This is a genomic window from Enterococcus sp. 9D6_DIV0238, assembly GCF_002174455.2.
GTDB classification, from domain to species: Bacteria; Bacillota; Bacilli; order Lactobacillales; family Enterococcaceae; genus Enterococcus_L; species Enterococcus_L dunnyi.
The window spans coordinates 1,316,491-1,331,916 of record NZ_CP147246.1 but is presented as its reverse complement, the minus strand read 5'-3'; the positions used below and the strand labels follow the sequence as shown (position 1 = coordinate 1,331,916).

General features: G+C 37.0%; 16 protein-coding genes. 13 read left to right on the top strand and 3 right to left on the bottom strand.

Annotated features, from left to right (window positions below; all coding sequences use genetic code 11):
- Positions 1 to 31: 31 nt before the first annotated feature.
- The gene (locus A5889_RS06355; protein ID WP_087640922.1) at positions 32 to 1,096 is read right to left on the bottom strand and encodes an FUSC family protein; all 1,065 of its coding nucleotides are present in this window, start codon (positions 1,094 to 1,096) and stop codon (positions 32 to 34) included.
- 298 nt (positions 1,097 to 1,394) lie between these two features.
- Here A5889_RS06355 and A5889_RS06350 point away from each other — a divergent pair, with 298 nt between their 5' ends.
- A complete protein-coding gene (locus A5889_RS06350) occupies positions 1,395 to 3,068 on the top strand; it encodes a peptide ABC transporter substrate-binding protein (RefSeq protein WP_087640923.1) in 1,674 nt (557 codons plus the stop codon).
- A gap of 306 nt (positions 3,069 to 3,374) precedes the next feature.
- Here the strand turns inward: A5889_RS06350 and A5889_RS06345 are convergent, their stop codons facing one another.
- The gene (locus A5889_RS06345; protein ID WP_087640924.1) at positions 3,375 to 3,722 is read right to left on the bottom strand and encodes a DUF3899 domain-containing protein; all 348 of its coding nucleotides are present in this window, start codon (positions 3,720 to 3,722) and stop codon (positions 3,375 to 3,377) included.
- An 82-nt stretch (positions 3,723 to 3,804) separates the two neighbouring features.
- On the opposite strand from A5889_RS06345, the gene opp1B reads away from it, so the two are divergent.
- The 11 genes from opp1B to A5889_RS06290 all read left to right on the top strand — a co-directional run bounded on the left by opp1B (position 3,805) and on the right by A5889_RS06290 (position 13,933).
- The gene (opp1B, locus tag A5889_RS06340) at positions 3,805 to 4,746 is read left to right on the top strand and encodes an oligopeptide ABC transporter permease Opp1B (RefSeq protein WP_087640925.1); all 942 of its coding nucleotides are present in this window, start codon (positions 3,805 to 3,807) and stop codon (positions 4,744 to 4,746) included.
- Positions 4,746 to 5,798: an oligopeptide ABC transporter permease gene (opp3C, locus tag A5889_RS06335; RefSeq protein ID WP_087640926.1), complete on the top strand. Its 1,053-nt coding sequence runs from the start codon at positions 4,746 to 4,748 to the stop codon at positions 5,796 to 5,798. The genes opp1B and opp3C overlap by 1 nt, the downstream gene beginning before the upstream one ends.
- 5 nt (positions 5,799 to 5,803) lie before the next feature.
- Positions 5,804 to 6,865 (top strand): oligopeptide ABC transporter ATP-binding protein Opp1D, encoded by a 1,062-nt coding sequence (gene opp1D, locus A5889_RS06330; protein ID WP_087640927.1) that lies wholly within the window; start codon positions 5,804 to 5,806, stop codon positions 6,863 to 6,865.
- Positions 6,865 to 7,824: an ABC transporter ATP-binding protein gene (locus tag A5889_RS06325; RefSeq protein ID WP_087640928.1), complete on the top strand. Its 960-nt coding sequence runs from the start codon at positions 6,865 to 6,867 to the stop codon at positions 7,822 to 7,824. Before opp1D ends, A5889_RS06325 begins: the two co-directional genes overlap by 1 nt.
- 547 nt (positions 7,825 to 8,371) lie before the next feature.
- Positions 8,372 to 9,484 (top strand): RNA-guided endonuclease TnpB family protein, encoded by a 1,113-nt coding sequence (locus A5889_RS06320; protein ID WP_087640929.1) that lies wholly within the window; start codon positions 8,372 to 8,374, stop codon positions 9,482 to 9,484.
- 353 nt (positions 9,485 to 9,837) lie between these two features.
- On the top strand, positions 9,838 to 10,638 hold the full coding sequence (locus tag A5889_RS06315; protein WP_087640930.1) for a Cof-type HAD-IIB family hydrolase: 801 nt from the start codon (positions 9,838 to 9,840) through the stop codon (positions 10,636 to 10,638).
- A 312-nt stretch (positions 10,639 to 10,950) separates the two neighbouring features.
- Positions 10,951 to 11,472, top strand: a complete 522-nt coding sequence (gene infC, locus A5889_RS06310) for a translation initiation factor IF-3 (protein WP_087640931.1) — start codon at positions 10,951 to 10,953, stop codon at positions 11,470 to 11,472.
- Positions 11,473 to 11,569: 97 nt separating this feature from the next.
- The gene (rpmI, locus tag A5889_RS06305; RefSeq protein WP_069662903.1) at positions 11,570 to 11,770 is read left to right on the top strand and encodes a 50S ribosomal protein L35; all 201 of its coding nucleotides are present in this window, start codon (positions 11,570 to 11,572) and stop codon (positions 11,768 to 11,770) included.
- A 132-nt stretch (positions 11,771 to 11,902) separates the two neighbouring features.
- A complete protein-coding gene (rplT, locus tag A5889_RS06300) occupies positions 11,903 to 12,262 on the top strand; it encodes a 50S ribosomal protein L20 (RefSeq protein WP_087640932.1) in 360 nt (119 codons plus the stop codon).
- A gap of 130 nt (positions 12,263 to 12,392) precedes the next feature.
- A complete protein-coding gene (locus A5889_RS06295; RefSeq protein WP_087640933.1) occupies positions 12,393 to 13,118 on the top strand; it encodes a hypothetical protein in 726 nt (241 codons plus the stop codon).
- A 125-nt stretch (positions 13,119 to 13,243) separates the two neighbouring features.
- Positions 13,244 to 13,933, top strand: coding sequence for a CPBP family intramembrane glutamic endopeptidase (locus tag A5889_RS06290; RefSeq protein WP_227011245.1), 690 nt, complete (start codon positions 13,244 to 13,246; stop codon positions 13,931 to 13,933).
- A gap of 62 nt (positions 13,934 to 13,995) precedes the next feature.
- Here A5889_RS06290 and A5889_RS06285 read toward each other — a convergent pair whose 3' ends face one another.
- Entirely contained in the window at positions 13,996 to 14,724 is a 729-nt protein-coding gene (locus A5889_RS06285) for a TraX family protein (RefSeq protein WP_087640934.1), read from the bottom strand.
- A gap of 231 nt (positions 14,725 to 14,955) precedes the next feature.
- Between A5889_RS06285 and psiE the strand changes: the two genes are divergently transcribed.
- Complete coding sequence (gene psiE, locus A5889_RS06280; RefSeq protein WP_087640935.1) at positions 14,956 to 15,399, top strand: phosphate-starvation-inducible protein PsiE; 444 nt, start codon at positions 14,956 to 14,958, stop codon at positions 15,397 to 15,399.
- Positions 15,400 to 15,426 lie beyond the last annotated feature (27 nt).

Sequence of the window (15,426 nt, the reverse complement as noted above, 5' to 3'; positions counted from 1 at the left end):
TTAACCTCCGGAAATAGGATTCAGAATCGACTTATTCTGTTTCTTTATCTAAATTTTCATCTAACTGATAAGCGCGGTTATAAAATCGTAAGCAGGTCGTCAAGACGTAAGCGCCTAAAAGCCCAAGTAAACTGCCTAAAACAATTCCGATCAAGCGATAATTCAAAAGGCTGACCAAATATTGATGCCGAGCCAAGTTAGCTAAAAGTAACGACATCGGTGTTGTAAAAAAGTTTGCGATCGCATAGTTTCGTTTAATAAAAAATTCGACAGTCAAAAAGAAAAAGCAGATCAATAAAATCGATTGTAATGTCGTAAATGCAATACTCAACAATAAAGCTGCGATCAACAGACCGACCATCGTGCCGAAAATCCGCTGAACATTTCGATGCATGATTGCGCGTAGATTATCTCCCTGTAAAACAGCTGCACAGGAAACGATCATCCAGTATGCATTGGTCAGCTGTAAGGACTGACTGATATAAGTAGCTAAAAATAAAATTGCAGCATAATGCAAGGCATCTAAAAGCGCAGCAGGATCAGTGTACAACCGTTCTTGTAAAGAAATCTTCTTCTCTACAGGCTCCGCTTCAACAGGACCTTCAACAAAATAAAGGATAACTGCGATTATCAAAGAAGTCATCACGCCCAAGAACACGTAACTCATCATGATCGGTATCCTATCAAGCGGAATTTTTGTTCCGCTGCCCATTGCAGTAACCATGACAATAAAAAAAGCCCCTGGCTTGGCAATAGCATACAACCTAAAAATGATCCTAGCTAAAAAAGCAATCGATGCAATCGTGATTGGAATGACCCAGGGAATATGTGTACTGAGCATTCCTAGTAGATTTCCTAAAAGTAAAAAACTACCTACAGAACTTAAACGAATCATTAAATCCTTGAGAGGCAATGTTTGATAATAAAGAAAAGTAAAGATACCTAGAGAACCAAAACTGCCGATCAATAAATTATTTGAGAAATAACCAATAAATAATGGGATCGCCATACAAATTCCAGCCCCAACTAGGCGGAAGGGCGCTTTTTGTGGTTTGTGAATTACTAATAACTCCTTAAAAAAAGATGAACTCTCCATCTAATTCCTCCTATACTTTTAAGATAATCATTTTTCAGATCTTTAAAGTCCTGAAAAAAATATATCCTCTCTATTAATCTAACACACTATTTAAGTAGAAGACAATTGCTTTTTCATTTTATTTCTAAGATTATTCTTCTAATGTAAATATAATTTGATGATGCGAATATGAGGAGAAGATAAGATTTTTCTTGATTTTTTAATTTAAAAATTGTAAACTATACCTCAGATACAATAAATAATTATTAAATTCTGATTTTTCAGAAAATACTTTAGGGTTTCTAGGGAGGAAATAAGAATGAAGTTAAAGAAGTCATTTGCTTTTGGATTCATCACTTTATTTAGTTTATCACTTGCTGCGTGCGGCAATGGTGGAAAAACAGACGACTCAGGCAGTGCTGCATCAACTGGTGGAAAACCAAGTGGAGAGCAAGTATTCCGAGTGAACGTTTTACAAGAAATGCCAAGTGCTGACTTATCACTAGCAACAGATACGATCAGTTTTACAGCATTAAATAATGTGTATGAAGGAATTTATCGTTTGGATTTAGATAATAATCCACAACCAGCTGGTGCGGCTGAAAAAGCTGAAGTCAGTGAAGATGGGGTTACTTACAAAATCAAGTTGAACGAAGATGCGAAATGGTCTGACGGTCAACCTGTAAAAGCAGAAGACTATGTTTATGGATGGCAACGTACAGTTGATCCAGCAACGGCTTCAGAATATGCTTACTTGTTCGAGTCTGTTAAAAACGGAGCAGATATCGCAGCAGGTAAAAAAGACAAAGGTGAGCTAGGAATCAAAGCAGTAGGTGACTACGAATTAGAAGTTACTTTAGAAAAAGCAACACCATACTTTGATTATCTATTAGCATTCCCTTCATTCTTCCCGCAAAGAAAAGATATTGTGGAAAAATATGGTAAAGAATACGCTGCAAATAGCGACAATGCTGTTTATAACGGACCATTTGTTTTAGCTGACTTTGACGGACCAGGTACTGATACTGAATGGTCTTACAAGAAAAACAAAGATTACTGGGATGCTGACACTGTGAAGCTAGACGAAGTGAAAACAAATGTTGTAAAAGAAGCACCAACTTCTTATAACTTATTCCAAGACGGTCAAGCAGACGATGTTATCTTGACTGGTGAGCTTGCACAACAAGCAGCTAACGATCCAGCATTAGTTATTCAAAAAGAAGCATCAACACAATATATGGAATTGAATCAAATCGATGAAAATTCACCATATAGAAACGAAAACTTAAGAAAAGCAATTTCTTATTCAATCGACCGTAAATCATTAGTAGAAAATATCTTAGGTGATGGCTCAGTTGAACCTAAAGGACTTGTTCCAGCAGATATGTCTAAAGATCCTGATGGAAAAGAAGACTTTACAGCGGCTGCAGGCGATAAGATCGAATACGATAAAGCAAAAGCAAAAGAATATTGGGAAAAAGCGAAGAAAGAATTGAAGATCGATTCATTGGAAATGGACATCTTATCTTCTGATGCTGACTCATCTAAGAAAACAGTTGAATATGTACAAGGTGCGATCGAAGAAGCACTTGATGGCGTGAAAGTCACTGTTAGTCCGGTGCCATTCTCTGTACGTTTGGATCGTTCAAACAAAGGAGACTTTAAAGCTGTTATCGGTGGATGGGGAGCTGACTATGTAGATCCAAGTAGTTTCTTAGATCTATTCCAAACAGGCGTACCATATAACCGTGGACGTTATAGCAACCCTGAATATGATAAATTAGTGAAATCTGCTGCAACAACCAATGCAAATGATCCTGAAAAACGTTGGGATGACATGGTCAACGCAGAGAAAACAATCATGGGCGACATGGGTGTCATTCCGCTTTACCAAAAAGCAGAAGCACATCTACGTGCTGAAAAAGTCAAAGATGTTGGCTTCCACCCAGCTGGTGCGCAATATGATTTCAAATGGACATACATTTCAGAATAAGTCTGAAAACATTTGAGCTGAGTTTGTCAAAAAATGGAGGCAGGACTGAATGCCTGCCTCCAATTGTAATAAGAAGAGATTCACGAAAATTGACAAGAAACATTGAGGCTGAAAGTAACAGATGTGATTGCTCGTGCGAATACTCTTTGCGCGAGCATGACTGTTCCTTTAGCAGCTGTTCTTGTAATTTTCGTGAATCTCGGCTTGTTTTTAATGAAATCGAGTTCCTGTTACGATAGAAGCTTGATTTAAAAGCAAGGAGCAAGAATCAATGGAAATTATTTTCCTCACTCTTGCTATCTTTGTCTATAAAAAGTAAAATAATAAAGAAACAATAGAGACGATCAGTAAGATACCGCCTGTTTCAAGCCAGTAAAGCTGATGTGCTTTACCGATTTCTGAAAGTGGGATAAATTCTTTCGGTTCATTTTTCTTTTTAAAACGAAAATGCATTTTCATAAAACGTTGGAAATTATCAAAAAATTCTGAGGACATGACCCAAAGGGCCAATCCGATAATTAAAAAGAATAAAGAAACGATGAAAAAGGTATCTGATATGGAACGGATAGTCAATGACTGTTTTATTAATAGGTAAGTAAAAATACCGATGCTTGAGACCGCTGAAGTTATGAGAGGCCATTTTAGTTTATTCATGTGCTCATCCTTATCTAAATTTTCTATCCTTACTTTATCGAAAAAAGCTGATGAAGTCAAAATAATCTCGGAGGTGTCATTCTTGAACAGTTTTGGAAAATATTTTCTTAAACGGGTCTTTTTTATGATCATCACATTGTGGTTGATCGCGACTATTACATTTTTCTTGATGCAATTATTACCAGGTACTCCTTATACCAACCAAGAAAAACTTAGTCCAGAAACAATTGCTATGTTGAATAAACAATCTGGCTTAGATAAACCAGTCATCGTTCAATATGGAATTTATTTAAAAAATCTGCTAGTCGGTGATTTTGGGATCTCATTCCAATTCAAAAACCAACCAGTAGCAAAACTTTTAGCAGGCCGTATCGGACCATCCGTCCAATTAGGTGGACAAGCGATTATTTTCGGTACATTAGTAGGGATTCTTTTAGGGATCATTGCTGCGATGCGCCAAAATACTTGGGTGGATACACTGGCAACGTTAATGGCTATTTTAGGACGTTCGATTCCTAACTTCGTCTTTGCCGTATTGTTACAGTATGTATTTGCAATGAAATTAAAAGTGTTGCCAATTGCAATGTGGAATGGTTTTGCTTACACGATTCTTCCAACTATTGCACTAGCTATGAGTCCAATGGCAGATTCCGCCAGGTTTATTCGAACGGAAATGGTCGAGGTATTACATAGTGATTATGTAGAATTAGCACGTGCTAAAGGCTTGAGCCGTTGGCAAGTTGCTGTTAGACATGGACTTAGAAATAGTTTGATTCCATTGATCACATTATTAGGACCTTTAGCTGTCGGTTTGATGACAGGGTCTCTAGTTGTTGAAAATATCTTCGCGATCCCTGGTATCGGGGAACAGTTTGTAAAATCGATCATGACCAATGATTATCCAACGATCATGGCTGTAACGATTTTATATTCTGCTTTACTAGTATTTGTTATTTTAGTCGTAGACTTACTTTATGGATTGATCGATCCAAGAATTCGTGTTTCAGGAGGTGACCGTGGCTAATGCAAACAGTTGATTTAAACAATGTACCAGATAAAATCAAAAATATTCCTGCTGGTGAATTCCAGCCTTTAGATACTTCAACAACAAAAGAGCGGGAACGAATCGCAACACCGTCACTAAGCTTTTTGCAAGATTCTTGGCGTCGTTTGAAAAAGAATAAAGCTGCTGTTGTTTCCTTGATCTTTTTAGGGATCATTATCTTTATCTCAATTATTACGATTTGGGTTTCACCACATGATCCAACTCAACAAAACGTTGCATATATCAATTTACCGCCACGCATTCCATTTTTAGATAGCATCAACGGCTTCAATGGGACAGCTACAGTAGCTGGACAAGTGGTTGATAAGTATGCACAAGCTAATGTTCCAGATAATGTGAACTTCTATTTAGGAACAGATGGATTAGGACGTGATGTGTTAAGCCGTTTGTTCATGGGAACACGTATCTCGTTATTGATCGCTTTTATTGCTGCTTTACTTGATATCACGATCGGTGTTACGTATGGTTTGATTTCAGGATTATTAGGCGGACGTGTCGATACAGTGATGCAGCGTATTCTTGAAGTTCTTTCAGGAATCCCTAACTTAGTTGTAATGATCTTGATGCTGACAGTGTTTGATCCAGGTATCTTATCGATCGTTTTGGCGATGGTTATCACTAACTGGATTTCAATGGCCAGAATCGTTCGGGCACAGACCTTGAAGCTGAAAGACCAAGAATTTGTACTAGCCGCTCAAACATTAGGTGAATCTCGTTTGAAGATTGCCGTAAAACATATTTTGCCGAATATTTCTAGCGTGATCATCGTCCAAATGATGTTCAGTATCCCGTCGGCAATTTTCTTCGAAGCGTTTCTAAGTTTCATCGGTTTAGGATTAAGACCGCCGACCGCTTCTCTTGGAACCTTGTTGAATGAAGGATATAAAACGTTCCGTTTCCTTCCATATTTAATGTGGATTCCTGCCGTAACACTATCGATAGTAATGATTTGTTTCAACTTACTAGCTGATGGTCTACGTGATGCCTTCGATCCTAAGATGAAAGAGTAGAGTGAATGACTATGGAAAAAGTATTAGAAGTAAAAGACCTACAGATTTCTTTTGATACGTTTGCTGGAAAAGTAAATGCTATTCGCGGTGTCAGCTTTGAATTGTTCAAAGGTGAAACACTTGCGATCGTAGGAGAATCTGGTAGTGGTAAATCAGTAACGACTAGAAGTATCATGCGTTTGTTGAGTAGTAATGCAAACATTGATAATGGAGAAATCCTGTTCAAAGGCGAAGATATCGTTAAGAAAACAGAAAAACAAATGCAAACGATTCGCGGGAAAGAAATCGCAATGATTTTCCAAGATCCGATGACGTCATTGGATCCGACGATGCCGATTGGCAAACAAGTAGCTGAATCGTTGATCAAGCATAATAAAGTATCGAAAAAAGAAGGATTAGAGCAAGCACTGGAACTATTGAAATTAGTAGGGATTCCAAATGCCGAAAAACGTTTGAAAAACTATCCTCACCAATTTTCAGGCGGACAACGTCAACGGATCGTTATTGCGATCGCTTTGATTTGTTACCCAGAAGTTCTGATTGCCGATGAACCAACAACTGCATTGGATGTAACGATCCAAGCACAAATTTTAGAATTATTAAAAGACTTACAACAAAAAATCAGCACATCGATCATTTTTATCACCCATGATCTAGGGGTCGTTGCCAATGTTGCTGATCGTGTAGCCGTAATGTATGGCGGACGTTTAGTAGAAGTTGGGACATCAGAAGAAATTTTCTATAATCCTCAACATCCTTATACGTGGGGCTTACTTGGCTCAATGCCGACGATGGAAGGAACAGAAGATAAGCTATATGCGATTCCAGGTTCACCTCCTGACTTATTGGATCCGCCAAAAGGAGATGCTTTTTATCCGCGTAATGAGTTCGCAATGAAAATCGATGCAGAAGAAGCGCCGCCTTATTTTGAAGTTTCACCAACTCATAAAGCTGCGACATGGTTATTGGCGCCACAAGCACCAAAAATCACACCTCCAGCAGAAATCGTTAGACGTTGGGCAATTTATGCTGAACGTCATAAGACAGCAACAGGAGGCGTTAAGTAATGAGTGAAAAAAGAAAAGTACTTTTAGATGTTAAAGGCTTGAAACAATACTTTAACGTGGGCCGTCCTGATGAAGTCAGAGCGGTTGACGATATTAGTTTTCATATCTATGAAGGCGAAACATTTGGTTTAGTTGGAGAATCCGGTAGTGGAAAATCAACGACTGGCCGTAGCGTGATTCGCTTATATAACCCAACAGATGGTGAAATCATTTTTGATGGGGAAGATATCAGTAAAATTCATTCAAAATCAGCAATGCAGGAATTCCGTCGCGAAGTTCAAATGATCTTTCAGGATCCTTATGCTTCACTGAATCCAAGAATGAAAGTCAATGACATCATTGCTGAAGGAATCGATATCAATCATTTAGCCAGTACACCTGCTGAGCGTGAAGAGAAGGTCAATGAGCTTTTAAAAGTCGTAGGACTTGATCCAAGTCACGGTACGCGTTATCCGCATGAGTTTTCAGGTGGTCAGCGTCAACGGATCGGAATTGCCCGTGCATTAGCTGTGAATCCTCGTTTCATCATTTGTGATGAGCCGATTTCGGCATTGGATGTATCGATTCAGGCACAGGTCGTTAACTTGCTGCAGGATCTGCAAAAAGATGCTGGATTGACGTATCTGTTTATCGCTCATGATCTATCAATGGTAAAACATATCAGTGATAGAATCGGTGTGATGCACAGTGGTAGATTATTGGAAATGGGCTCAAGTGATGATGTATATAATTTTGGCGTTCATCCGTATACAGAAAGTTTATTATCAGCGATCCCATTACCAGATCCAGATTATGAACGCACACGTAAACGTATCGTTTATAAACCACAGCCAGAAGACAATAAAGAACGTAAATTGAGAGAAATCACTCCTGAACATTACGTATATTGCTCGGAAGACGAAGTGGATGTCTATCGTAAAAAAATTGAAGAGAAAAAAGCCAGAGCGAATCTAGGATAAGCATTTGGTAAAGAAAAGACTAGCTAAGAAAAAATACTTTTTTCTTAGCTAGGATTTTTAACAAGTAATGAGTTGTTTTGAAAAAGATGAAATAAGGATGAGGCAAAAAAGTAGCAGTCATATTTTCTATTTTTCAGTCAGAGCTAATCGGCTTGATCAGCTTTTATTTAATCCAGCTTTTTGAGGTAACTTTTTCGGTAAGTAGATAAATGACTACAAAGATAAAGAGCATCTTTTTAGTCATTTCCTAACTTACTCAAAAGCTGAACGCCTCAATCAGCTTTTTATCTAATCTAGCTTCTTGAGCCAGCATCTCGCAAAAAAGATAAAACCTGATTATGGCAAAAAACGCCATTCTCATGTTTTCCTATTTTTGATCGATGCTAATAGGTTCAGTCAGCTTTTTATTTAATCTAGCTTCTTGAGCCAGCTCTTCAGAAAAAAGATAAAATGAGAATGAGGCAAAGAGCGCCTCAGTCGTATTTTCCTATTTTTCGGTCAGAGCTAACCGGCTCAATCAGCTTTTTATTGGTAGGGTGGTATGTTCATGAGGGTTTTAAAGGCTTATAAGTATCGGCTTTATCCTACCTCCGCTCAAGAGGAGTTTATAAAAAAAACTTTTTCTTGTGTTCGTCTTGTGTATAATCTTTTGCTTCAGGATCGGATCGCTCTTTATAAAGCATTGAAAGAAAATCCCGATCTTACTGTCAAACTACCGACACCTGCTCAATATAAAAAAGAGCATCCTTGTTTAAAAGAAGTAGATAGTTTGGCCTTAGCGAATGCACAAGTTTATCTGGATCGAGCATTTAAAAAATTTCATAGAGAAAAAGGCGTGGGTTTCCCCAAGTTGAAACAAAAGAAAGATTCTGTTTCATCTTATACGACCAACAATCAAAATGGAACGATCAAAATCATCGATGATAAATGTATAAAGGTTCCTAAATTAAAAACGCCAATGAAAGTGAAAATGCATCGTCCGATAAAAGGAAAAATAAAGTCAGCAACGATTTCTTTAACACCTAGTCATAAGTATTTCATTTCGATCCTTTGTGAAGAGGAAGTTCCGGAAGTAGAGAAAACCTACTCTGCTATAGGGATCACATTAGGTACCTCTGAATTTGCGGTGCTATCAAACGGTAGACGTATCGATAATGATAAGTACACCAGAGAATTCGAGCAGCGGCTTGCACGTGAAGAAAGAAAACTAGTCAGGCGTAAAGAAATTGCTAAAGTAAAAGGTATAGAACTATCCCAGCAAAAAAACTATCAGAAACAAAAATTGAAGGTAGCTAAAATGCGGGAAAAATTAATGAATCAGCGAACAGATTTTTTAAATAAAATTACAACAGAAATCGTTCGTAAATATGATGTCATATGCATTGAAGATATTCATCAAACAGAAGTTTATAGAAATAGAAAACTTCATCGAGGAATTTCAGATGTATCTTGGGCATTGTTTGTTTCAAAATTAGAATATAAAGCTTCTTGGTATAATAAAAGATTGATCAAGGTTTCTGCTTGCAATGAATGTTCTGAACATTCAGAAAATAAAAAACAAAGTAAGATCTTTCTTGAAGATATCGACAAACAAAAAGGAGCTTCTGATCCAGAAACAGCAGCGAGTATCCATGTTTTGAACAAAGGATTAAGCTATTAAAAACATTTATCAAAAACTGTAGGGACTACAGGGTTAGCCTAGGGAATATAAGGTAGATACAGCGATGATTCGATCATTTATCTTTTTCTAGGAAATTTCTATTCAATAGAAATAGTTCACTAATTATTAGTTGATGAAAAATAAAAAGTAGAACTTTGTTAGACCTATTCTTTTAATTTTTGAATAAGTCTGGCGAAGTTTTTTTAATTTGCAGGTAAAAGTGTAGTACAATCATAGTGGAAGGAAATAGTTAGACGGACACAGCATAAATAAATAGAAAGCGCTTGTATTTTCGGGTTCGATGCTACTTGATTTGAGAGGATATCAGGCGATCCAAGAAAGGAAGATAATAAATGACAATTAAAATGATTGCAGTAGATATGGATGGGACATTTTTGAACAGCAAGAAAGAATATGATAGAGAAAAATTTGATTATCTCTATCAAAAAATGAAACAGCAGAATGTCCGTTTTGTAGTCGCAAGTGGAAATCAATATTATCAGCTAAAATCTTTTTTTCCAACGATAGCAGATGAGTTATCCTTTGTTTCAGAAAATGGTGCTTATGTCATTAGCGAAGGAAACGAAATTTTCTGCGGAGAGCTTCAACCGGATAGTGTAAAAGATGTTCTTACTATTTTATCTGAGGTAGAGGGCGCACATACGATTCTTTGTGGGAAAAATAGTGCATATGTCAGTGAGCAGGAGCCGGATGAATTTGTCGCATATGGCAGTAAATATTATCATCGCTTAAAAAGGGTACCGAATTTATTCGATATAAAAGAGGATAGGCTGTTTAAATTTGCCTTGAGTTTCCCATCTGAGAAAGTTAAGGGAGTGTTAAAACAGCTGAATGAAGTATTAGGAGACAAAGTAACGCCTGTTTCCAGTGGGCATGAGGATGTTGATTTGATTATTCCAGGAATCCATAAGGCGCATGGCTTGATGCAGCTGCAGCAATTATGGGATATCAAAAATCATGAAATTGCCGCTTTCGGTGATAGTGGAAATGATTTGGAAATGCTAAAACATGTAGGACACGGTTTTGCAATGAGTAATGCTCAGCCTGAAATCAAGGTTGCAGCCAATGAAATTATTCTATCGAATGATGAAAGTGGTGTTTTAGTTAAGATTGAAGAACTATTAAGTAAGTAGTTGTCTTTAAGGCAGTGTATAAACAGAGAAACATTTGTATACTGCCTTAAAATTTTTTTATAGACGTTTGACAAATACTGTAGGATAGTTTATACTATTAAAGTTGAGAAATGAAAGCAGAAGCACCCGCTTCTCGCCTTAGTTGACATTGTCACTGGGCTTGATAAGAGGATTCCTTATATCAGAAGATATGAGTCCGAAAATCGCGGGATCTGTTTACAGAGCCTGTTTTTTATTGTCATTTTTATGACAGGGACGTCAAGGAATAACAACGTTTCAGCGCTGATTTTCTCTTAAAAAACTTGGAGGTGAATGACCATAGCAAAGGATATGATGGTGAACGACGGCATTCGTGCACGCGAGTTACGTTTGATCGGACAAGACGGTGAACAATTAGGTGTTAAAACAAAAGTGGAAGCATTAAAAATCGCTGAAACAGCCAATTTGGATTTAGTTCTAGTAGCACCTACTGCGAAACCTCCTGTTGCGCGAATTATGGATTATGGAAAATTCCGTTTCGAAACGCAAAAGAAAGAGCGTGAAGCTCGTAAGAAACAAAAAGTGATCAACGTAAAAGAAGTTCGTTTAAGTCCGACAATCGATGTCAATGACTTTAATACAAAACTTCGTAATGCACGCAAGTTCTTGGAAAAAGGAGACAAAGTGAAAGCTTCGATCCGTTTCAAAGGCCGTGCCATTACCCATAAAGAGATTGGTCAGAAAGTTCTTGATCGCTTAGCGGAAGAAACTGCAGATATCGCTACAGTTGAACAAAAAGCGAAAATGGACGGACGCAGCATGTTCTTAACGCTGGCACCGAAAAACGACAAGTAAGCTGAAAAGCTGATAACTAGTTAACAAAAGATTTTGAGGATACTCGTTCAATAGTTGAACGGTAGACGAAAATGAAAATGTAGGAGGAAAATTAGTCATGCCAAAACAAAAAACTCACCGCGGATCAGCAAAACGTTTCAAACGTACTGGTAAAGGCGGTTTGAAGAGATTCCGTGCGTTTACAAGTCACCGTTTCCACGGTAAAACAAAGAAACAACGCCGTCAATTGCGTAAAGCAGGAATGGTATCAGCTGGCGATTTCAAACGTATTCGCCAACAATTAGCAAGAATGAAATAAAAAGCTGAAAGAGCTCGATTAGCATTGACTGAAAAAGCTTGCTGAATGTAGGAAAGCTGAAGAATTTCTTGTAGCAACTTAGCAATGAAAACACTCATAGAGATAATAGATATTTATTAGGAGGAATTAACCATGGCACGTGTTAAAGGTGGCGTAGTAAGCCGTAAACGTCGTAAAAAGATCCTTAAGTTAGCGAAAGGCTATTACGGATCAAAACATACTTTATTTAGAACAGCAAAAGAACAAGTGATGAAATCTTATAGTTATGCATACAGAGATCGTCGTCAGAAAAAACGTGATTTCCGTAAATTATGGATTGCGCGTATCAACGCAGCAGCTCGTATGAATGGCTTGAGCTATTCTAAATTAATGCACGGTTTGAAATTGGCAGAGATTGATATCAACCGCAAAATGTTAGCTGACTTGGCTGTTAACGATGCATCAGCATTTACAGCATTAGCTGACCAAGCAAAAGACGCTTTAGCTAAATAAAACTATTTTGAAGTTCCTATTTCTTAATTGAAAGGGAACTTTTTTATTATTTTTTACAAAATGATGTATCTTGATGGTATAATAATATCGAATTATTTAAAAAAATAATAAATAGAAAGCTGGTTTAAAAGTGAAAAAGAAACTATTTGTGTTAGCGCTTGTTTTTTTGGGAGGAGTCTGTTCATTTGGGGTGAATACAGAAGCGGCTTCTATCAATGATCTACGTTTTGGTTCTCACGTACAGGATTATGGAGATACTGGTTTTGGTAAGGACAAACGATTTAGGACGATAGCAGAAATGGGTCCTTCTGGTACAGGTAGTGGTTCCGTGCGACAATCGAAACGAATGGAAGCGATGTTCATAAAAGGAAGCACAGATATTTCGATCAATACACATGTAGAAAATATCGGTTGGTTATCTGAAAAACTAACAGCTAAGGAAAAAAGTGCCGGTGTCTCTAAACGAAATATCAAAGGGCGAAACACAACGATTTATTATCAAGCAGGTCGAGGGGGAACTGCTGGAGGTGCGTTGAGAGTAGAAGCGGTAGAATTCACTTTAACAGGTAGCTTAGCCCAGCAATACGATATGTATTATTGTGTTCATGCACAAGATTATGGCTGGTTAGGCTGGTCTAAAGCAAAATCAAAAACTGAAGATAGTAAATCGACTGCTCATAAAGCTGGAACAGCGGGTTTGTCTAAGCGTTTAGAAGCTTATAAAGTAGTACTGGTTCCAAAAGGATCACCTGCACCTAGAAATGTTAGCGGTCAAAAAAATTACCAATATGTAGCCAAAGATTCTTTAGGAAGAGTGTATGCATATAAAGATGGAAAACGAGTTTCTGCAAAATAATTGGTCTATTTATCTAAAATCCATTTTGAAGGATAAGATTGTTTTCGTTATCGATTTTACTATGCTCTCATTATTTGATATGATAAAAAGGTATAGTTTTTATTATTAAAAAGGAGAGTGGAAATATGGATGTTATGAAAAAGGTTTTTATGTACACTAAAAAATTCTTTATCGTAATTGGGTTGTTTTTATTAAGTCAAATCAGTATGACTGTTTTTGGCATTGTTAAAGGGTTTTCTCAAGCTTCTGGTGAAGCAAATTTATCGTTAGCGGTATCGATCATCTTGATTTTATTGGAAATTGGAAACATTTGGCTGCTGGTATTTTTAGCAAAGAAATTAGGCTTTTTTACAATCAAGTTTGATTTTCTCACGGGAAAAAATATAGGCATCATCATTGGTGGTTATGTTTTGGCTCGAATCGTTGCTATTGTCGGTACACTATTGTTAAATGCTCAAGGAACGAATTCTACTGCCAACGATGCGGCGATCCAAACAATGTTTACGGGAGAAAATCCATTGTTGATCATCCTATTGATCGGTATCTCTGCGCCGATCATGGAAGAGATTGTTTTCAGAGGAGGGATCATTGGCTTCTGGCTGAAAGACTATCCAATTATTGGGATTGCGCTAAGCTCAGTTATTTTCGGGTTGATGCATGGTCCAACAGATTTGATAAGTTTCTTGATCTATGGATTGATCGGGTTGATTTTATCAGTTGTTTATTATAAGACAAAACGCTTGGAACTTAGTATAGCGATACACTTTTTAAATAATATTTTAGGCGCTATAATGATTGCATTTGGTTTGATTTGATCAAAGCTGATACAAAAAATAATCTGGAACCTGATTTCAAAAATTAGGTTCCAGATTATTTTTTACAGCATCATTCTTAGTAAGACCAAGATGATCATATGAAGAGGATAAAATAGGTAGAATCCCCATTTGACCCAAGTTGGAGAATATCCGCGTTGGCCATTATAATTCATCAACAATGGAATAACGCCAAGGATCCCTAAGGTTGAGGCTAGCTCATATAACGGAACAGAGTTTGGAGCCATCGTTCGCGCGACCAATAACAATAAAAATAAGAAAAGGGTTGCATAAACGGGTGGGATGATTTTCTTCAAACGGTCATTCTTTACGCGATAAAAGCCAAAAATGATCAATACACCAATCAAATTCCAGTCGGACATAACGGTGGCAAACGAAAATGCAATGACCAGTAGCACATGCAGGTAAAGGTTTTTAGTTTTATCATAGACCATAATTAGTAGAAGACCCATCAAAAGTGTGAAGAAAATATTATTAACAAGTTCAGAAGGATCAAAAGGATGGCCTGGATAAAATAAGAGATGGAATGGATAAATAGATAGGAGCCAAAATACAGCCAATCGTAAAGCGTATTTTTTAAGGTTCCTGCTGTAATGGAATCCTTCCACTAACAAATAAGCCATGATCGGAAAAGTAAGTTTTCCAATCAATTCAGTAAAAAAGAAAAGTCCAGTTGAATACTGATACAACTGAAAGCCGCTACCGATATGGTTGAGCAGCATAGCAATGATTGCAATCATTTTTAGATGGAACGATGTAAGTTTTTTTTCCATAATAGTTACCTCCTAGTTCTATAAATAACCATATCATAGATATAGCCAAAACAACGGGGGCTTAAGTTGCATTTTCTTCTAGGTCTGAGTAACTATGATCAGGAAATGTGTCTATTTTTTCAGATTTAGATTTTTACATCGTGTAAAAAAAATGATATATTAGTTTTATAATGAAATGTAGTGAAAAATTTTTACGAATGAATCTACTGCATCAATTAAAAGGGGGAAAATATGAAAGAAGATCAAAGGTTTGGAATAATGAAAAAATACGTTAACGTGGTTCTGGATATTGTTTTAGGAATGTTGGCCATTCTTATTTTGATATTTATGATCCGTCAGCTGATCGATATTGGTACATTTATCAATAAACCGATGACACCAAAAAATCTATCGGTCGTCATGCAGGAAGTCGTGGCATTTTTCATGTTATTTGAATTTATCATGATGGTAATTCGTTATATTCAAGAAGGACATCATATCCCGATTCGTTATTTGATTTTGATTTGTATCACAGCAATTTTGCGCCAGTTGATGGTGATCCACGGAGATGCAGTTCAAACATTACTATTGTCTATTTCGATTTTAGCATTAGTGATCGTTTTGTTTGTTCTTAATCTGAGTGGAAATAAATCGTATTCTGGATTCAAATCAAATAAAATAGACGAAAAAGACTAAAAAAAGGTTGCTCATAACTGATTTGAG